Source organism: Geomicrobium sp. JCM 19039, assembly GCF_000698145.1.
Taxonomy (GTDB): Bacteria; Bacillota; Bacilli; order Bacillales; family Marinococcaceae; genus Geomicrobium_A.
This window is the reverse complement of sequence record NZ_BAXB01000040.1, coordinates 1-18319: the sequence shown is the minus strand read 5'-3', so window position 1 is coordinate 18319 and position 18319 is coordinate 1. Positions and strand designations below refer to the sequence as shown.

The following is an 18319-nucleotide window of genomic DNA, read 5'->3' as shown; positions in this document are numbered from 1 at the left end:
GGCGGATGCTTGCAGTTCCGAACTATAAGTGCAACATCGGTTCACGTTTTTGTCTCCTGGCTACGGTGTGTGGAAAGAAGTCCAAATGCCCCATATATTCATTTATGTGACACTTGAGAAAGAAAAATCATGATTTGAAATGTGAATGCGCACATAAACGGTGTCAACTGTCACAAATATTGCGATTTGTGACAGTTGCGTGCCGAAAGTACCCGGTTTGAGGGCTGGATTGTCACATACGTGACCGGCCATCACATGCTTGTGCCAGGTGGTGGGCCTCGGTCACGACTTTTCACCCTTCGGCAAACGTTTTTCGTGTTGCCCCCAACCCTTGCAGTGACGAACAACGATCGGCAACGAAGTTGTCGAAGTGCAACGAGATGAATTTCAACAGACAATATGCAAGCACTCACCCGCAAAGACTCATCTTGGTCATCCGATTCAATAAATTCCTTTAGTTCAATTTATATATGTGGGGATTCCTTGCTGAAAAATGGTTCCCCATTCAAGAAAATCCCATCATAGGCAGAGTCTATGTGGGATTGTTTATTGATAACAAGCGAAACACGGTTATACGTATTTCTATTTCCCTCTTTCGGTGAGCTGAATGGCTTTACACGTAGTGACTAACCAATCGCCTCTACACATCTGTCCTCCGCTGCATAGTAGACAAAGCGAACAAAGTTGGTACTGCACTTATAGTCAACATAACCTACCTAAAATGTAAGCTTCAACACTTACTTGTACGCGCAAAACCGGTCAGTCACTGAACCTGTACTTATTGTTGGCCGTCCATAAAAACACTCGTTTCTCTGACAGGCGCACCGGGTCCTCACGCTCTATGTGCTGACTGTGGATGAGCAAGTCGGCATTATCTTTGTAGTAATCGACTTTCCGGCTACCGAATTTTCGAGCGATTCCTTGATAGGCTTTCTGCAATCGATGCTTTCGACCGCCATGAGTATCAGAGCCAATAAAATGCGTTAAGCCACATTTAGCGAGTTGGTAAGCGAACTTCTTCGTGCTACCACCATAATCACCAAGAAGGCTCCCAGCTGCTAGTTGAACAGCGATCCCGCTTTGAACGAGGTCGAACAACCAGTTTGGATCACTTTGAATCGCCTTGTTCTTTTCAGGTTGAGCAAGCACCGGGATGATGCCGTGTTGTTGTAAAGTGAGCAACTCATCTGCCGCAAACGCAGGGATGCTATTCTTCGGTAAGTCAATAAGCAAGTATTGTCCCCGATCAGCAAGTGTACACAGCTCTCCACTCTCTAGCCCTTTGATCATATTCTCAAAAATAACCGGTTGCTGACCTGCTAACACTTTTACGGGTATGCGTTCCGCATGTAACCGCATATGTAAGCGATGAGTCGCGTCTAGAATCTTCCCTCTCGTATTCCGATACGTCCCCACCCCGTGATGAGTGTGAGCACCATATGGGTAATTCCTTCGCGGGCCGCCTTTTTCGCATCTTCAACACTCTTTAAAATGTAACGCGACCCATCATCAATGTGCGGTAGAATATGACTATGAATGTCAATCAAATGACTCTCCCCTTTTCCACAATCGAACAATTAACTAGAACTTTAATCCTATTATACATAACTTTTTTCATTATTTACACTGTTATTTTATTGTTCTTATGTTTAAAGACCTATACCGTCATTGAGGAGGCTAAAATTGTATGTGGCGATTATTGAAGGATATTAATCGTGACAAAACATAAAAAAAGCAGAAAGATCATCATTCTGATCTTTCTGCTTTTCCATCTACGTAGCTGGGCTCGTTTTTCTTTTCGTATATTTTTCAAAGAAGCCTAGAATCACATCGGCAAAAATCGCGAGCAAAGCTGCTGGTATAGCCCCTGCATAAATGCGAATGTCATTCATCGTATTAATACCTGCAAAAATCTCACGCCCTAAACCATCTCCACCAATCATTGGCGCGAGTGCAGCCACGCCAACAGCAATGACGGCTGCGACACGTAAGCCAGCCATAAGAAACGGTAAAGCAAGGGGAAGTTGCACCTTGCTTAGAAGCTGCATACTCGTCATCCCTAAGCCTCGTCCCGCTTCAGAGATGCTTTTGTCAACTTCTTTTAGGCCAACATACGTATTGCGAATAATTGGCATCAATGAGTAGAGAAACAACCCGACGACCACTGTGTAAAACCCAAGGCCGAAATAGACCATGAGAATGGCTAACAGCGCTAAGCTCGGTATAATCTGAATGATGTTAGCGATCGATAAAATGACACCGGCGACTTTTTTGAAACGAGCACAAATGATGCCTAATGTGACGCCAACAACGAGTGCCATCCCTACACCAATTAGCACCATGATGAGATGCTCAATCGCTAAGTCTAGCAACAAGTCCCAATTTCGTGTCATATACTGAAAAAGTTCTGTTATAAACTCCATCGGACCCCTCCGGACGGTGCGATATGATTAATCAAGCAGCCCTTGTTCTTCAAGATATTCCCTTGCAACATCGCGTTCACTACGGTTGTTAATGTCTACTTCATAACTTAGTTCTGTAATTGCTTGTTCGTCAAACATGCCAGTGAGTGTATTGAGCACTTCTTCAAGTTCTGGATATTCTTCTAACGTTTCATTTTTTGCAACGATAGAAGCATCAAAAGGCGGGAAGAATTGTTGATCATCTTCTAGCGTGACAAGATCATACTCAATGAGTCTCGGGTCCGTTGAATACGCTAGCACGATATCCACTTCTTCATTGGCAACTGCCGAATAGACGAGGTTAATGTCCATCGAGTTTGTATTCGCAAAGCTAAACCCGTAATGGTCAACAAACGATTGGTATCCGTCCACATCACGCTCAAGCCACGTCGTATCGACGCCTAGACTCAGTTCATCTGCCACAGCCTCAACGTCTGAGACTGTCTCTAGGCCGTACTCATCCGCGAGTTCTGCACGCACCGTCATAATGTACGTATTCTCAAAGCCAAGTGGATCAAACCACCTGAAATTAAAATGCTCGTCAAATCCTTCTTTTGCCATTTGCAACACAGCGTCAGGGTCATTCGTCTCTTCAACCTCAAAGTGATTGTTAAACACTTCCCCGCTGTAGAGCAAACCAATGTCGAGCTCGTCTTCCTCTAGTGCACTAATGACCATCGGACTAGCGGAGATGTCCGGGGTGACATCAGCACTTAAGTCGGTATGCGCTTCAATAAGCGCCTCATTCATATACGCAATGATCTTTGTTTCTGTGTACGTTTGGGCACCAATTTCAATCGTGTCCCCACCTCCACATCCAGCGGCAAAAACAAGCACAGCACCGAGTGGCAATATTGACTTCTTCATGATGAACTCCTCCTAATTTGCGTTAATTGCTTTAGATTTTTTATATGTTCGGTTTTCAAGTTTTCCTAGAATTAGATCCGTAATGAGCGCCAAAACAATGGCAGCGATCGCTCCTGTAACAATTAAATACGTGTTATTAATTCCGATACCAGAAACGATAAAATCACCTAGACCTCCCGCGCCAATGAGTGCAGCTAAAGTTGTCCAACTAATAATATAAACGGTTGTTAGGCGAATTCCTGACATAATGTACGGAAATGCAATCGGTAGCTCGATTTTGTAGAGTCGCTGAAAGGTATTAAAACCCATTCCCTTAGCTGCAATAACGACATGTTCGTCAACAGACTGAATGCCGGCATAAGTATTGCGTAGAAGAGGCAACAACGAGTAGAGGAAGAGCGCAAAGATCGCCGGGCGCATACCGATTCCAAATAGCGGCAATAACAGGCTAATAAGGCGATGGTTGGGATGGTTTGAAAAACATTTGCGATCGTAAACGTGATCGTCTGTAACACCTTGATATGTTGCAGTCGACTTAGAATAATTGCTGTCGGAATCGCGACACATGCGCCAAAGAGCACAGCTAAACCGGCAATCGTCATATGTTGTCCGAGAAGAACCAAAATGTCTTGGTAACGCGCTCCTAAAAACTCTAAATAGGCCATTATGACACCACTCCACTCGCTTCAGGAGTTCGTGTGTACATATCGTTCATCAACAACAATCGTTCCTCTTGTGATGACCCCGAGCAACGTCTCATTCTCACCTATAACTGGCACATAAGACAACTGATGTTCGGTCATTAACGTTAACCCTTCTTCGACTGTCTGATCACGAGTGAGTACATGTTCAACTCGTTTTAGAATGTCGGCGAGTGACATCGCTTCTTCTTCATAGTTGTCGATCACATCAAATATGCTCACGTACCCTTCTAGACGCTTTTCTTCGTTAACAACTAAGAGTGAGTCCACTTTTTGACGTCGCATCACACTTACCGCCCGAGCAAATCCCATATTCATATCTGCCGTTACCATTTTCTCGTTGAGCAGTTCTTGTAAAGGCGGGAGCTCATCAGATTTGTGCAGTCGGTTAGTCCCAATGAAATCTCGAACAAAATCATTTTTGGGACGCCGGAGCACTTCTTCAGGGGTGTCGTTTTGAACGATTGTCCCTTCTTGCATAATGATAATTCGATCCGCAATCTTTAAGGCCTCATCCATGTCATGTGTCACAAACACAATTGTCTTCTTCACTTTCTTCTGTAAATCAACAAGTTCATTTTGCAATTGTTCACGGCTGATTGGGTCTAGAGCGCTGAATGGCTCGTCCATGAGAATGATATCCGGTTCAGCCGCAAGTGCACGAATGACGCCGATGCGCTGTTGTTGTCCACCTGAAAGCTCTGATGGATACCGGTCACGATATATGCTCGGATCTAACCCCACCATTTCGAGTAGCTCGTCTACTCTCTCCTTTGTTTTCCCTTTCTCCCATTTCAAAAGCTTGGGCACAACTGAAACATTTTGAGCGATCGTCATGTGAGGAAATAAACCGATGTGTTGAATCACATAACCGATTTGTCTACGAAGTTCAACTGGATTCATCGTTGAGATTTCTTTATCCTTAATATAAATTTCACCACTAGTAGGATTAATCAGTCGATTCAGCATCTTCATCGTTGTCGTTTTTCCACAACCACTTGGCCCAATCAAGACATTAATATGACCGGAGTGCAGTTCTAAATTGATATCTTTTAATGCAACAAAACCGTCATCATACCTTTTCTCTACTGCCTTCAATTGAATCACTTCATCACCCCTATTCACTATTTAGTAATAGTAAATCTAAGTCTACCATATATTTTCAAAAAAATAAGCCTTTGTGCACTTTTCGGTCATTTATTTCTACCCATTTGTTCCTTACTTGAACAAGTAGACAAAAAAATGGCGGAATTGAAATCATTGTTGACGGACCATCCGCATATAATATAAAATTCATATAAATTTACTATGATATAAATGAGGTGGTCGTTAATGAAAGTACGTATAGATGGTGTTCATAAATCGTTTCGAAAAGATAAACACCAACAACTTGAAGTGCTTCGCGACGTCTCCATCCAGATTAAGGATGGAGAATTTGTATCGTTGCTCGGTCCGTCAGGTTGCGGAAAATCGACCATCTTAAACTTGGTCGCTGGTTTAGACTCACCGTCTGAAGGATCAATTACTGTGGATGGAAAGCAAGTGAACGGACCAGGGACCGACCGGGTTGTTGTGTTTCAACAAGGTGGGTTATTTCCTTGGATGAGTGTTGTTGATAACGTGAAATACGGCTTGCGCCTAAAAAAAATAAGTGCCAAAGAAGTTGATGAACGAGCTGATGACGTGTTGAAGATGGTGCACTTAAGTAAATTTAAGGGGCATTTTCCAAATGAGTTATCGGGGGGAATGCAACAACGTGTCGCCATTGCCAGGGCACTCATTATGGACCTGAAATCTTGCTAATGGATGAACCTTTTGCGGCTTTGGATGAACAAACACGCATTATTATGCACCAAGAATTGCAAGAAATATGGCAAAAAACAGGTAAGACAATTCTTTTTATTACGCATAACATCCGTGAGGCACTAACACTCTCTGATCGCGTGTTACTCATGAGCACACGTCCTGGACAAATTAAGAAGACCTTTACCGTGCAAGCAGGACGTCCTAGAGATCCTTCTGACAGTGTACTCGTGCATATTGAAAAACAAGTGATGAAAGAATTGGAAGAGGAAATGGAAAAAGTGTTGAAGGAGGAGCTCGGGGATGACTACCGTTTTAAGACGAGTGCTTTTCGTGATCGTAATCGTGACCACATGGGAGATCATATCTAAGTCGGGCATCTTCCCGACATTCATGTGGCCCCCATTATTTATACCGAACACGCCAGATGGTCCTACCGTCTTTGGGACACTATTTAGCGGGCTCGTATCTGGGCAAATTCTAACGGCAACAGGCGTAACACTCGGAAGAATGTTACTCGGTTTTCTTATTGCGATCGTACTTGGGCTCACACTTGGATATTTAATCTCTCGTTATAAGTGGGTTGATGATACACTCGGTTTTTTTGTTACCGCATTGCAATCGATTCCGAGTATCGTCTGGTTCCCTTTGGCAATCGTTTGGTTTGGACTTGGATTTGCCTCAATTTTATTTATTATCACAATTGGTGCAACATGGACGATGACGGTGAATTCAAGTACCGGCTTTAAAAATGTACCGCCGATTTATTTAAACGCGGCACGTACGATGGGATCATCAGGGGGGCACCTGTTTCGAACGGTCATTCTGCCTGCCTCCTTGCCTCACATTATTTCAGGTCTACGCGTTGCCTGGGCATTTGCATGGCGAGCGGTAATGGCAGCTGAGCTTCTCGGGGGAAGTGGTGGTTTAGGTTATCTCTTAAATATGGGACGCTCCATTCAATCGATGGACCTTGTCCTTGCCATCATGATTATTATCGCTGTTATCGGAACGATTATGGACAATCAAGTGTTCCTGCGTATGGAACGATCAATTTCTAGAAAATGGGGGATGGGCGCATCATGAAACGAACAACGTTAACATTAGGCAGTATACTATTACTCGGCTTAGCCGCTTGCGGTTCTGAAGAGGAAGCAGACGAAGTGACAATTGGGTATTTTCCAAACTTCACACATATTACAACGGTCATTGCTTTAGAAAATGGCTTTATGGAAGAAGAATTAGGGGATGACATTACGATCAACACGAATACATTCCCTGACGGCGGTGCTTTTATGGAGGCGATGTCAACACGAGATTTGGACGTTGGCACAGTCGGTCCCTCACCTGCAACCCAGACGTATATCACAAACCCTGAACACTCAATCATCGCTGGTGCTGTAAATGGTGGCGCTGTTCTCGCGGTTCGAGACGGGTCAGGAATTGAGAGTGTCGAAGACTTGGACGGTGCAAATGTCGCAATCCCAACGATCGGCTCTACACAAGACATTATGCTCCGTCATGAGTTAAATGAGGTTGGGCTTACACCCGTCGCCGACGGCGGTACCGTAAATCTTATGCCGCAAGCACCTGCAGATACGTCCACATTATTCTTACAAGGAGATGTTGATGCAGCAGCTACACAAGAGCCGTGGGGCGTGTTTTTGGAGAATCAAGCGGATGCCACGATCCTTCTCGATGAAGAAGAATTTGCTTGGGGAAGAGAATCAACGACCACCGTCGTCACCGCAAGAAACGCCTTTTCAGAAGCGAACCCAGAAATTGTCGAAGGTTACCTTCGCGCCCATATTCGCGCCGTGGAATTTATTGAGGAAAATCAAGAGGAAGCCGTGAGTGTGTTCGTTGATCATATCGAAGAAATCACTGGAAGTGGCTTAGATTACGACGAAACATTAGAAGCAAGCAATCGCTTAAACCCTACGTATGAAATCAATGAAGATGTGCTACAGCAGATGGCTACAATTAGTGTTGAAGCCGAATATGCAAATTCAGATGATATTGAAGGGCTTGTAGATTACTCGTACTTGGACGTTGTATTAGAGTAATATGAAAATGCCACGGTCGAGGTTAGCCGTGGCATTTTGCTTATCAGGCGTTTGTTCGCAGGATTTTGGACATTGCTTTTCCTTTAGCCAACTCATCAATTAATTTATCCAAATAACGAATTTCCTGCATTAACGGTTCCTCAATGTCTTCGACCCTCACACCGCATATGACACCTGTAATAATTGTACGTGCCGAATTCATCTGCGGAGCTTCATTGAAAAAATCTTCTACCGTCGTTTCTTTATCCAACTCATCTCTAAGCTCCTGCTCGCTATAGCCTGTAAGCCAATGAATAATCTCAATCACTTCTTGCTCTGTACGTCCTTTTCTCTCTGCTTTCTTTACATAATGAGGATACACACTCGAAAAACTCATGTTATATAGTTTGTGACTCATCTTTTCACCCTCGTTTCATCCAAGCTTTTTCGCTATTATAGCAAATCGCCGTACCACCCACGATGTTTTTCTCTTAACACGAAAGGGAAAAGGTTTCCAACTTGCTTGCTGGATAGGAGTGCAAATATGAAACTAGATTTTGATGTGATTATCGTCGGGGCGGGAACAATGGGAATGGCTGCCGGCTATTATCTCGCCAAGCGAAGCAAAAAAGTATTGTTGATCGACCAATTCGACCCTCCTCATGAAATGGGGAGTCATCACGGCGAGACCCGTATTATTCGTCACGCATTAGGGGAGGGAAAAGCGTACACCCCGCTGGCGCTGCGTTCACAGCAGCTTTGGGAAGAACTTCAACAGATATCCGGATATGATCTCTTTCGCCAAACCGGTGTGCTTTCCTTCGGTCCGAAGGGCGCTCCTTTTATTCAAAAAACAATATCAAGTGCCGATGAATATGGGATTCCTTATCAACGATTAAGTCACGAGGACATTCAAAAGCGCTGGCCAGGTATTGAAGCCCCTTCTGGATATGAAGGTTGTTTGGAAGAACAAGCCGGGATGTTGTACAGCGCAACGTGTGTACGCGCTTTTCGAGAGATGGCTTTACAAGCAGGGGCTGAACTTCTCGTCAACACTCCAGTAACGAACATCTCACCGGATCAATCAACGGTGTATACGCCAGATGGAAATTATACTGCCTCTCAGATCATCGTTAGTGGTGGTGCGTGGAATGAGCATCTTTTCAATGATCTCGGGCTCGATGTCTCTTTGCAACCAACGAGGCAAACGAACGTCTGGTTTGATGCGGACGAAGAACTGTTTTCGATTGATCATCCATTTCCCATTTTCTTTGCCGATCTTCCTGACGGAGAATATTACGGATTTCCTGCCATTGACAATAAAGGCGTCAAGTCTGGACGTCACGATGATGGACCGAATGTGAATCCTTCTTCTATGGACCGTACATTCGGAGCTTACCGAGAAGATGAACAAGCACCAAGGCAATTTCTTGAACGATTTTTACCTAAAGCTGCAGGCGCACTCGTTGATGGTCGAGCTTGCATATATACGCGCACACCAGATAATGACTTTATCATTGATCGTCACCCGAAACACCCTCACCTTTTGTTAGCAGGCGGTTTTTCAGGACACGGTTTTAAATATGCGCCGGTCGTTGGCGAGATTTTATCTGAACTCATCATTGATGGCCTGACCACTCACAATATTGCCCCCTTCTCGATCGAGCGGGAGAGCTTGAAAAACTAGCTGCTGAATAAGCAGCTAGTTTTTCATTTTAGTAGATCCCAATCGTCGCAAGAAAAATGGCAGGAATGACTGATAAAATCGGAATAATAACCGATACAACCGCAATATCTTTGTACGATTGTTTATGCGTCATCCCCGTCACAATGAGTAATGTTAAGATAGCGCCGTTATGTGGTAATGAGTCTAACCCACCTGAAGCCAATGATGCGACGCGGTGAAAAGCCTCCGGTGACGGTCCGACAGACTGAGCGATCTGATAATACGTATCCCCTAACGCCTCAAGCGCAATACCAAGACCACCTGAAGCTGACCCGTCGCTCCAGCAAGCACATTGGCGGCAATCGCTTGGGAAATAAGAGGACTGCCCGGTGCACTTAACAGCGCTTCGGATAATCTAGCAAAACCGGGAACACTTTGTACGACTGTCCCGAATCCGACCGCTGCACTCGTATTAATAATTGCTAAAACCGAGCCGCTAGCCCCTTCGTTCATGGCTTTTACAAACATCTTTACTTTCGTAATTGAAATGAGTAAATTCAATATGATTCCAAGTAGTAACGACACAATAATATCTAGTTGGACGATGTTGAGCGCAATGATGACCGTTAGTAACGGTAATATCGCCAAGTAGATCGGCGGTGGATCACCAAACACACGATTGTCTTCTTCTTTTTCTTTCGGCTCTGTGAACATTTCTCCATTGGCACGCATTTTGTTCTCCCGCCACTTCAAGTACACATAACCGGTCACAGCCATAAACGCTGCTGCGACAAGACCCATGATTGGCGCGGCAGTAGCTGTCGTATTGTAATAATCTGTTGGAATGAGGTTTTGGATTTGTGGCGTTCCCGGCAAAGCCGTCATCGCAAAGGTAAGTGTGCCAAAAGCAAGCGTGGCAGGCATCAGCCGACGGGGTAAGTTCGCTTGGCGAAACATATCAAGCGCTAACGGATACACCGCAAAAACAACAACGAACACACTTACGCCCCCGTACGCAAGAACCGCGCACGATAGTGCGACACCCATAATCGCCCGTTTGGCTCCAAGTACTCGGATAATGCCACTCGCAATCGATTTTGCCATGCCGGTATACTCCATTAATTTTCCAAAAATCGCACCGAGCATAAAGACCGGGAACCAACTTTTTGCAAAGTTCACAAAACCACCCATGTACGTATCCGTATATGCATCTAATAAATCCAACCCACCTGTAAGAGCCACTACCCCTGCACAAATGGGCGCAATCCAAATAATGGACCAGCCACGATATGCGAGTACCATTAATAGGATCAAACCGATAAAAATCCCTATCATATGTAGACCTCCCCTGTTTTTGTTAACGCTTACATTTTATCATGAAAGTATGCACGTAAAGGAAAGAGCATGACTCTCATACATCTTGGAGAAAAAAACGTGAGTCAATTCTTCTATCGGACTGGTAAGACGATGAACATAAGGGGAAATGCCGATTCACTTTACCTCTTTGCCAAGTTGGGGTTGTAGTTTATATGTCGCACCTCTGTCGCAAGAAAAAATGATACTCGGCATTTTTCGACAGGGATACGGCGAAGTTTGTACGCAAAAAGCACAGCAGATGAAATTTCCATCTGCTGTGCTTGGATACTCCTAACCCCTCGACGTGTAATTGCTGATGGCTTGTTTTACTCCGCCCTTAGACTCATCTAAGGCTCGTTTTGCCTCTTCCACAGTAACGCCAGTTTTTAATACAACGAGCGCTGTTTTTACGCTCTTATCAGATGCTATCAGAGCATCCCTTGCTTGTTGTGCATCGCATCCACTCACACGCTGAAGAATTGAAATCGCTCGTTCTTCTAACTTCTCATTACTTACATTTACATCAATCATTAGGTTTTCATAAACTTTACCTAGTTTAATCATGGTTGTAGAAGACAGCATGTTCAAGATCATCTTATGGGCGGTCCCAGCTTTCATACGGGTCGAACCTGTAATGACCTCTGGTCCGACGACAACCTCGATTTGACAATCCGAGAATCGACTAATTTTTGCATTATGATTTGAGCTAATGGCAATGGTACGCGCCCCTATTTGATTTGCGTAATCGAGTGCTCCAATTACATAAGGGGTCCTTCCACTTGCTGAGATACCCACAACTGCATCACTAGCCGTTAATTGGCGTTCTTTTAGGTCGAGGTGACCTTGCAGCTTTTCATCTTCTGCGCCTTCAATCGCTTCACTCATTGCTGATTCACCACCAGCTAACACAACTTGAAAAAGGCTTCTGTCCACCCCAAAAGTGGGTGGACATTCTGACGCATCGAGAAACCCTAAGCGGCCACTTGATCCAGCGCCAAGGTAGAATACTCTTCCACCTGATTGGATTGATTTTACAAGCAGTCCTACTGCCTCTTCTATTGCCGGTAGGACATTTCGAACTGCCGCAGAAATGGTTTGATCTTCTTCATTAATGAGAGCAACAATTTCTTCTGTCGACATCTGATCAATGTGCGTTGATTTAGCGTTTCTTTGTTCTGTCACAAGGTTCAAGAGATCATTATGCATAGTTTCCTCCTCATTCATAAAACGTGCAGCAACTCTGATACTGAGCCAATCACAAGATTAGGAACCCCTAATTGAGGATTAAAGTCTTTTGCAGCATGATTTTCTTTCACCCATTTCTTTTGGAAGGCTTCTTCATAAGAAGTGGACGTTCCTGTGGCGTTCTATTCAAGAGTGGCGCACGTAAAGTAGATGTGATAAAGATTGAACTCCAACCAGAAGCATTGGCCATATACACGTCATGATCAACACGGTCTCCGACATGAGCGACAATCTGACCGTCGGTGAATATACTGTTGAGCATTCTAGGATCTGGCTTAGCATATCCAGTTATATCTGGAGTCAACACGTGATCAAACCTTGGAGTCAGACCAAGAAAATCCATGACGGGCAGCTGATATTTCAAAAAGCCGTTCGTTGCGGCTACAAGCGTGTACCCCCTCGCCCGCAACTGTTCTAACACTGGAATAACTTCTTCGTCCAGCAAGTATACTTTTCCTTCGGTTGCATGATTCTTAACTATTTGCTCAACCTCTGTATTCCAAACTAGATTCATTGAGTCAAACAACTCCGTCACGATATCATCAATTGTATGCATCGACAATTCGTCCAGTGCCCATGCGTTTGTTGTGTTCTTGCACGAGCAATTGTTTGACAGAAACATCTTTGACTCCTTTTTCTTTTGCAATGTCCTCAATCTCTGGGAACACATAGGAGACAAACGGATTCTGCATTAACGTTCCATCTAAGTCAAATGTGATATATTTCTTCATTATTTCACCGCCCCTGAAGTTAACCCTTCCATAAACTGCCTAGACGCAAACAAGAACGCGAGTATCATCGGAACTGAAGCAATTGTTAATCCGGCAAACAGAAGGTTCCACTCTGTATCGTATTCCCCAAATAACGTCATCATCCCTAATGGAATCGTCGACAATTCATCTGTCCGAATAAATATTAATGGGTAGAAAAAGTCATTCCATACATTAACCAAATTGACGATGCCAACGATCGATATTGCTGGCTTCATTAATGGTAATACAATTTTATAATACACTTGGAAGTCATTACAGCCATCAAGTCGTGCCGAATCTTCAAGTTCGTTAGGAATTGTCCGGAAGAAACCATAGAAGATAAAGACCGCAAATGGAATGCCTCCAGCAACATACACAAAGATAAGAGAAAATAGTGTATCCAATAAATTAAGGTTCATCATGATCATAAACATTGGAATTACAGCTAGTTTCATCGGTAGCATCAGCCCGACCATAAAGAAAAACAATACGTAAATGTTCCATTTAAACTTGTATCTAGATAAGTAAAACCCTGCCAATGAAGAGACAAAAAGCACAGTGAATACAGAAACTGACGTCACGAACACACTGTTCCAAACGTAATCAGAAAAGTTCACCACATTCCAGACTTCAATATAGTTATCAAAGTTAAATGAAGTAGGCAAACTTAGCGGTGATGTGAAAATCTCCATATTTGTTTTAAATGATGACGAGATCATTAGAAAAATCGGATAAGCAAAAATAAAAGTAAAGAATATAAGGATTGCATATTTGATCGCTTGAACGTACCATTTTCCTTTCATGCTCTCGCCTCCTAACGGTCGAAATCTTTCTTTTTAAAGAAAATCAGAATGGTCGCTGTCGCCAAAGCAATGATAAAGAAAAGAACAACAGATATTGCAGAACCGACACCTATTGCCTGACCGCCATCAACCGTACCAAAAGCGAGTCTATAGAAGAATGTTGCAAGCACATCGGTTGAATAGTATGGTCCTCCAGAAGCTCCCTGCATTGCAAACACGTACTCAAATGTTTCAAAAGAACTGATGAACGTCAAAATCGACATGACCATAACTGCCGGAAGCATCATCGGCAACGTAATTCGAACGAGCATAATAAATGAGTTAGCCCCGTCAATTCTAGCAGCCTCAAAGACTTCAGGTTCAATGGCTTGTAGACCTGCGAGAAAAATCAGCATAGAAAAACCAATGGATGCCCAACTATCAACGAAAATAACACTAAACAACGCTGTATCTGTACTTCCTAGCCACGGCCGCGTGAGTGCTTCTAAACCAACGGCTTCAAGAATGCCATTTAACGCTCCCCGAGTCGGTTTAAAATTAAACTAAATAAGAATCCGATAACAATAACCGACAGCAGCTTCGGGAGGAAGAAAACCGTCTTAAAAAATTCACTCCCTTTTACTTTGCTATAGATTATGTTAGCGAGGAAAAATGCTATAACTAACTGAGTGAGTACAGTAACAAAATAATACGTCCAGTTATTTGTGAAGGCATTCCAAAAGGTCGTATTAAATGGCGCTTGGGTAAACAATGTAATAAAATTCTCTAACCCAACAAACTCATTACGATCAAAACCATTCCAGGAATATAAACTGTTCAGTGCAGCAGAAATGAGTGGATAAAGTTGAAACATCCCATACAAAAGAACAGCAGGCAGTAAAAACAAATGAACAAGGTGTTTCCGATAACTCCCTTTCTTTTTTAGTTTTCGTGTTGTGACGTCTGTTTGCATCTTTTCACAGCCTCCTGATATGAATTGAACACAGCCCAGAGGTGAGGCTGTGTTCAATTCAGCTTAATCGTCGTCTTCGTCTACCATTTCTAGTTCCTCTGGTTCTTCTTGCTGTGCGCGTTCATTATTCGCCTGGGCTTCCTCTAATATTTCCTCTTTTGTAATCTCACCGAGGAACATTCCTTGAAGCGCATCTTCGAAAATCGTTTTTGTCGTTGGTGATCCGTTTCCGAAATGAACGAGCATTAGGTAGGGTGTCGAAGAATCGTCTGCGTTTTCACTGATGTACTGAACCGTCTCATGCTCTGGCGTTACGCTTCAATTGGACTTAAGCGGTTGAACGTATCTGTAAACAGCTGACCAAATTCTTGTGTTGCCATAAATTCCATAAACAACAATGCTTCTTCTTGTTTATCGGAACTTTCAACCACCCCATATGATCCATCAACCCAAGTCATTACGGGTCTCTCTGCTAGATCTTCATCAATGCCTAGACTTGGAATAACGCCAACAGGCACATCTGGAATATTGCTTGCGAACGTTTCTAACCGATAATCACCATTGATATACATCGCCGCTTCTTCGGCGTAAAACATCGCTTGTGCGTCATTATCATCAAGGGCGATGAAATCTTGAGGGAAATATTCAGATAGCTCTTCTAGTCTCTCTAGCGATGCGAGTAAACGCTCATCGGTCAAGTCTATCGTTCCATCTAAAAGTTCCTCAACGAGCGTATTCCCACCATAAGCAGACGGCGCGATTACACCGTGAACCATTGACAGTAAATACGCATCACGTCCACCTTGAGCAATTGGAATGATATCATTGGCTTGAAGCTGTTGACTGACTTCAAGAAGCTCGTCATACGTTTCTGGTATGGCTAACCCTTGTTCCTCAAAAATCGATTCATTATAAAAAATAACACCAGAATTCAGCGTGAGGGGCACCCCATAAATCGAACCATCTGAACCTCTGGCTGCATCTAAATATGCATCCTCTAGATCACTCACCCCTGGGACATCATCTAAAGAAACGAGATAACCATTATCCGCAATCGTTTGAACCCCTGAATATGGACGAAGTTGCGCGATATCAGGCCCTTGCCCAGAAACTAATGAATTCGTCAAAATTGTGTTATATTCTGTGGAATCGTAAGGCTGAAAATTTATTGTTATGTCAGGATGCTGATTCTCAAACTCTTCAATCAATTTCTCATATGCAGAACGATCCTCTGTTCGCCAACTATACATCTCAAGTACCGTTTGATCCCCCTCTCCTCCAGAAGTTTGATCACTGTCCCCACCACAAGCTGCAAGTACAAACAATGATGCAGGAAGAGCCATCCAACCTACCTTTTTCATTCCTTTTAACCCCCTTTTGTCATCGTACACCTTTTAATTGCATAAATATTTAGATAAATAAAAGCAAATTACTTTCTATAAGCTAATAATATTATAGAAAAACGTTTTTAAAATGTCAATTTAATATTTTTTATAAATTTAAAACATAATTTCAATAAATTCCCATTGGACATGCTATTACATAATTTTCACCCATATTTTAGACCCTTGTCTCATATTCATGTACAGACAGAGAAGAGGGTGGTTGAATGAATTCATTTTTTCGAGGTCTACTTGTTTCTTTCCTTAGCGGCATTCGTTGGGGAATGCTTGGAGCTGTTTATCAATGTCGTGCTCGCAAGAGAGCTAGGGGATGAAGCATTTGGCATGTACATGGCGATCTTGCCGACGATGCTATTTGTCGTTGTGCTCGCCAACATGGAGTTGCCCGTATCAATTTCCAAACTGATTGCTGAACAAGAACCGAATTATCATTGGAGTGTTCTCATTCATGCGTTAAAACTCGCGACAGTTTGTGCAGCAACCGTCATGTTACTTGCCGTTTGGATTTTGCCAATGCTTCCCGTATTTGACGATTATCACACGGGAATTCAATGGCTAATGATCCTTCTCGTACCTGTCATCTCCTTCTCTGCTGTCGTAAAAGGCTATCTCATTGGCGCACAAAAAACAGGCATGATTGCCATTGCCAATGTGTTGAAACGGACATGTCAGCTACTTGGTCTTTTGTTTGTGTTTAGTTTCTTTTCATGGGAGTCTGACACCGCAATTTTTATGGCGTTACTCGCCTTGAAATTAAGTGAATTGCTCGTGTTAACTTACTTAGTGACTGTATTTATTATTAATATGCGACGGATCAAAAAAGCAAAAAGTTCCACGATGCCGTGGGCAGAAGCACGGAAGAAACTATTAGCTGTATCAGTACCTACAACCGGATTACGGGTCTTTCATTCCGCAACGTTTGCCATAAAACCGTTCCTCATTACGTGGGCACTCGGAAACGCTGGCATGATTGAAAGCATTGCCCTCGTCGAATACGGGAAGCTCGCTGGTATTGCGTTCACGATTGGATTCTTTCCAGCATTTATTGCACATGCCCTGTTGATTGTTTTAATCCCAATCGTAGCGGACAGCTATGAAAAGAAAGATTTCCGCACACTCCACCATTATTTGAAACTATCCATCCTTGTAACCATCGTGTACGGGGCACCTGTGATTCTCGCGTTTTATGCTTTTTCTGATACAATTACGAATCTCTTTTTCGAAGAATCGACAGCTTCCGCTTATTTAACGATTCTCGTTCCGTATTTCTTGTTCCACTACTTTGCCATTCCACTTCAAGCCTATTTAATTGGCATTGGGCTTGTGAGGGACGCGTTTATTCACTCGTTGTATTCAACGATTATCTCTTTTATCCTCATGCTGTATTTAGGCTCACTGCCAAGTTTGCAGATGGATGGCATTATTCTCGGAATGAACATGGGTGCAGTATTATTAACACTTATGCATTATGTCACCATTTGCGAAAAACTCGGATTGAATGTGATGCTTGGGAGGAAGAACGGAGCTTTGCCTTCATGACGAAACCTCTAGTTCTAGTCGGGGAAACGATCTAGGTCGGCTCGTTTTCGATCTAAGTACGTTGCACGAAAGAAATTCACTAGTTCTTGATATTGCAACTGCATAAATCTCCGTACCATTCGCTTGGCGCAAGAAATTTTACGACCCTTTTCTGTCAATAATGCTAACGAGACGTCGGCACGAGTCATGCCGACGACCGTTCGGTTTATCTTCGGCACCTCCGGTGCCGATAGTTGCTAGTTCTTGAGGTTTAAATGAATAAACAGGGATGGCGTTCGGTATAGAAACGAACGTTGATAGAATAGCTAGTATTCATTGATTTGCAGTATTCTAAAGCGATCTAGATTGTTTTGGGGTGCGATCAAGATCGCTAACCTCCTGGAAATCACCAAAAACGAGCAGCAGCCGCCACCGCAGGAGCTAAAAATCGTGAAAAAACGATCTAGATAAGTTGAACGAAAGAAATTCACTGAATCCGATGACCGAGATCGGTCTTTACAGGCAAACGACCACCTATTGCCTGTTGACGTTCATCTCACTTCAACAACTTCGTTGCCGATCGTTGTTCGTCACTGCAAGGATTGCGGACAACACGGCAAACGTTGGCCGAAGGGTAAAGAGATGTGGTTGCTGATTACCACCTGGCGCAAGGAATATTATGACCTGTCACTTATGTGACAATCCAGCCTCAAACCGGGCACTTTCCGCCCTCAACGGTCACATAG

The 18319-nt window shown here is 43.4% G+C and carries 19 protein-coding genes and 2 pseudogenes; 5 read left to right on the top strand and 16 right to left on the bottom strand.

All coding sequences use genetic code 11. The features are described 5' to 3' along the window. Positions 1–759: 759 nt before the first annotated feature. The 6 genes from JCM19039_RS20565 to JCM19039_RS20545 all read right to left on the bottom strand — a co-directional run bounded on the left by JCM19039_RS20565 (position 760) and on the right by JCM19039_RS20545 (position 5137). Positions 760–1416 carry a CpsB/CapC family capsule biosynthesis tyrosine phosphatase gene (locus tag JCM19039_RS20565; protein WP_255343745.1) on the bottom strand — a complete coding sequence of 219 codons (657 nt, stop codon included), beginning with the start codon at positions 1414–1416 and terminating at the stop codon, positions 760–762. After that, positions 1380–1547: a CpsB/CapC family capsule biosynthesis tyrosine phosphatase gene (locus JCM19039_RS26825; RefSeq protein WP_193744319.1), complete on the bottom strand. Its 168-nt coding sequence runs from the start codon at positions 1545–1547 to the stop codon at positions 1380–1382. Before JCM19039_RS26825 ends, JCM19039_RS20565 begins: the two co-directional genes overlap by 37 nt. A 225-nt stretch (positions 1548–1772) precedes the next feature. Next, positions 1773–2423 (bottom strand): ABC transporter permease, encoded by a 651-nt coding sequence (locus JCM19039_RS20560; RefSeq protein WP_042430873.1) that lies wholly within the window; start codon positions 2421–2423, stop codon positions 1773–1775. Positions 2424–2450: 27 nt separating this feature from the next. Next, the gene (locus JCM19039_RS20555; protein ID WP_042430871.1) at positions 2451–3329 is read right to left on the bottom strand and encodes a glycine betaine ABC transporter substrate-binding protein; all 879 of its coding nucleotides are present in this window, start codon (positions 3327–3329) and stop codon (positions 2451–2453) included. 12 nt (positions 3330–3341) lie between these two features. Beyond that, a complete protein-coding gene (locus JCM19039_RS27600; protein ID WP_307190318.1) occupies positions 3342–3749 on the bottom strand; it encodes an ABC transporter permease in 408 nt (135 codons plus the stop codon). Positions 3750–4015: 266 nt separating this feature from the next. Next, the gene (locus JCM19039_RS20545) at positions 4016–5137 is read right to left on the bottom strand and encodes an ABC transporter ATP-binding protein (protein WP_042430865.1); all 1122 of its coding nucleotides are present in this window, start codon (positions 5135–5137) and stop codon (positions 4016–4018) included. A gap of 225 nt (positions 5138–5362) precedes the next feature. On the opposite strand from JCM19039_RS20545, the pseudogene JCM19039_RS20540 reads away from it, so the two are divergent. The 3 genes and pseudogenes from JCM19039_RS20540 to JCM19039_RS20530 all read left to right on the top strand — a co-directional run bounded on the left by JCM19039_RS20540 (position 5363) and on the right by JCM19039_RS20530 (position 7899). Next, positions 5363–6204 (top strand): annotated as a pseudogene (locus tag JCM19039_RS20540) (ABC transporter ATP-binding protein). Then, positions 6137–6919: an ABC transporter permease gene (locus JCM19039_RS20535; RefSeq protein ID WP_042430862.1), complete on the top strand. Its 783-nt coding sequence runs from the start codon at positions 6137–6139 to the stop codon at positions 6917–6919. The pseudogene JCM19039_RS20540 and the gene JCM19039_RS20535 overlap by 68 nt, the downstream one beginning before the upstream one ends. Next, complete coding sequence (locus JCM19039_RS20530) at positions 6916–7899, top strand: ABC transporter substrate-binding protein (RefSeq protein ID WP_042430859.1); 984 nt, start codon at positions 6916–6918, stop codon at positions 7897–7899. Before JCM19039_RS20535 ends, JCM19039_RS20530 begins: the two co-directional genes overlap by 4 nt. A 43-nt stretch (positions 7900–7942) precedes the next feature. On the opposite strand, the gene JCM19039_RS20525 is transcribed toward JCM19039_RS20530, so the two are convergent. Next, on the bottom strand, positions 7943–8296 hold the full coding sequence (locus JCM19039_RS20525; RefSeq protein ID WP_042430856.1) for a DUF2200 domain-containing protein: 354 nt from the start codon (positions 8294–8296) through the stop codon (positions 7943–7945). Between the two features lie 126 nt (positions 8297–8422). Here JCM19039_RS20525 and solA point away from each other — a divergent pair, with 126 nt between their 5' ends. After that, positions 8423–9565 (top strand): N-methyl-L-tryptophan oxidase, encoded by a 1143-nt coding sequence (gene solA, locus JCM19039_RS20520; protein ID WP_042430853.1) that lies wholly within the window; start codon positions 8423–8425, stop codon positions 9563–9565. Between the two features lie 28 nt (positions 9566–9593). On the opposite strand, the pseudogene JCM19039_RS20515 reads toward solA, so the two are convergent. The 9 genes and pseudogenes from JCM19039_RS20515 to JCM19039_RS20485 form a co-directional block, all read right to left on the bottom strand. After that, positions 9594–10879 (bottom strand): annotated as a pseudogene (locus tag JCM19039_RS20515) (GntP family permease). 312 nt (positions 10880–11191) lie between these two features. Next, on the bottom strand, positions 11192–12106 hold the full coding sequence (gene murQ / locus JCM19039_RS20510) for an N-acetylmuramic acid 6-phosphate etherase (RefSeq protein WP_042430851.1): 915 nt from the start codon (positions 12104–12106) through the stop codon (positions 11192–11194). Between the two features lie 106 nt (positions 12107–12212). Further along, positions 12213–12701 (bottom strand): HAD family hydrolase, encoded by a 489-nt coding sequence (locus JCM19039_RS22795; RefSeq protein WP_052399012.1) that lies wholly within the window; start codon positions 12699–12701, stop codon positions 12213–12215. Then, the gene (locus tag JCM19039_RS24705) at positions 12688–12876 is read right to left on the bottom strand and encodes a hypothetical protein (RefSeq protein WP_042430848.1); all 189 of its coding nucleotides are present in this window, start codon (positions 12874–12876) and stop codon (positions 12688–12690) included. Before JCM19039_RS24705 ends, JCM19039_RS22795 begins: the two co-directional genes overlap by 14 nt. Further along, on the bottom strand, positions 12876–13700 hold the full coding sequence (locus JCM19039_RS20495) for a carbohydrate ABC transporter permease (protein ID WP_042430845.1): 825 nt from the start codon (positions 13698–13700) through the stop codon (positions 12876–12878). Before JCM19039_RS20495 ends, JCM19039_RS24705 begins: the two co-directional genes overlap by 1 nt. Positions 13701–13711: 11 nt before the next feature. After that, complete coding sequence (locus JCM19039_RS26080) at positions 13712–14143, bottom strand: carbohydrate ABC transporter permease (protein ID WP_238545171.1); 432 nt, start codon at positions 14141–14143, stop codon at positions 13712–13714. A gap of 68 nt (positions 14144–14211) precedes the next feature. Continuing rightward, a complete protein-coding gene (locus JCM19039_RS26075) occupies positions 14212–14652 on the bottom strand; it encodes a carbohydrate ABC transporter permease (protein ID WP_238545170.1) in 441 nt (146 codons plus the stop codon). Between the two features lie 63 nt (positions 14653–14715). Then, a complete protein-coding gene (locus JCM19039_RS22790; protein ID WP_052399011.1) occupies positions 14716–14898 on the bottom strand; it encodes a hypothetical protein in 183 nt (60 codons plus the stop codon). A gap of 65 nt (positions 14899–14963) precedes the next feature. Next, positions 14964–16013 (bottom strand): ABC transporter substrate-binding protein, encoded by a 1050-nt coding sequence (locus JCM19039_RS20485; protein ID WP_052399010.1) that lies wholly within the window; start codon positions 16011–16013, stop codon positions 14964–14966. Between the two features lie 273 nt (positions 16014–16286). On the opposite strand from JCM19039_RS20485, the gene JCM19039_RS20480 reads away from it, so the two are divergent. Further along, positions 16287–17594, top strand: coding sequence for an oligosaccharide flippase family protein (locus JCM19039_RS20480; protein WP_238545169.1), 1308 nt, complete (start codon positions 16287–16289; stop codon positions 17592–17594). The last annotated feature ends 725 nt before the right edge of the window (positions 17595–18319 follow it).

Coding starts and splice junctions, on each gene's coding strand:
- JCM19039_RS20560 (WP_042430873.1), bottom strand. CDS start 2,423: ATGGAGTTTATAACAGAACTTTTTCAGTATATGACACGAAATTGGGAC.
- JCM19039_RS20555 (WP_042430871.1), bottom strand. CDS start 3,329: ATGAAGAAGTCAATATTGCCACTCGGTGCTGTGCTTGTTTTTGCCGCT.
- JCM19039_RS27600 (WP_307190318.1), bottom strand. CDS start 3,749: ATGCGCCCGGCGATCTTTGCGCTCTTCCTCTACTCGTTGTTGCCTCTT.
- JCM19039_RS20535 (WP_042430862.1), top strand. CDS start 6,137: ATGACTACCGTTTTAAGACGAGTGCTTTTCGTGATCGTAATCGTGACC.
- JCM19039_RS20530 (WP_042430859.1), top strand. CDS start 6,916: ATGAAACGAACAACGTTAACATTAGGCAGTATACTATTACTCGGCTTA.
- JCM19039_RS20525 (WP_042430856.1), bottom strand. CDS start 8,296: ATGAGTCACAAACTATATAACATGAGTTTTTCGAGTGTGTATCCTCAT.
- solA (WP_042430853.1), top strand. CDS start 8,423: ATGAAACTAGATTTTGATGTGATTATCGTCGGGGCGGGAACAATGGGA.
- murQ (WP_042430851.1), bottom strand. CDS start 12,106: ATGCATAATGATCTCTTGAACCTTGTGACAGAACAAAGAAACGCTAAA.
- JCM19039_RS22795 (WP_052399012.1), bottom strand. CDS start 12,701: ATGCATACAATTGATGATATCGTGACGGAGTTGTTTGACTCAATGAAT.
- JCM19039_RS24705 (WP_042430848.1), bottom strand. CDS start 12,876: ATGAAGAAATATATCACATTTGACTTAGATGGAACGTTAATGCAGAAT.
- JCM19039_RS20495 (WP_042430845.1), bottom strand. CDS start 13,700: ATGAAAGGAAAATGGTACGTTCAAGCGATCAAATATGCAATCCTTATA.
- JCM19039_RS26075 (WP_238545170.1), bottom strand. CDS start 14,652: ATGCAAACAGACGTCACAACACGAAAACTAAAAAAGAAAGGGAGTTAT.
- JCM19039_RS22790 (WP_052399011.1), bottom strand. CDS start 14,898: ATGCTCGTTCATTTCGGAAACGGATCACCAACGACAAAAACGATTTTC.
- JCM19039_RS20485 (WP_052399010.1), bottom strand. CDS start 16,013: ATGAAAAAGGTAGGTTGGATGGCTCTTCCTGCATCATTGTTTGTACTT.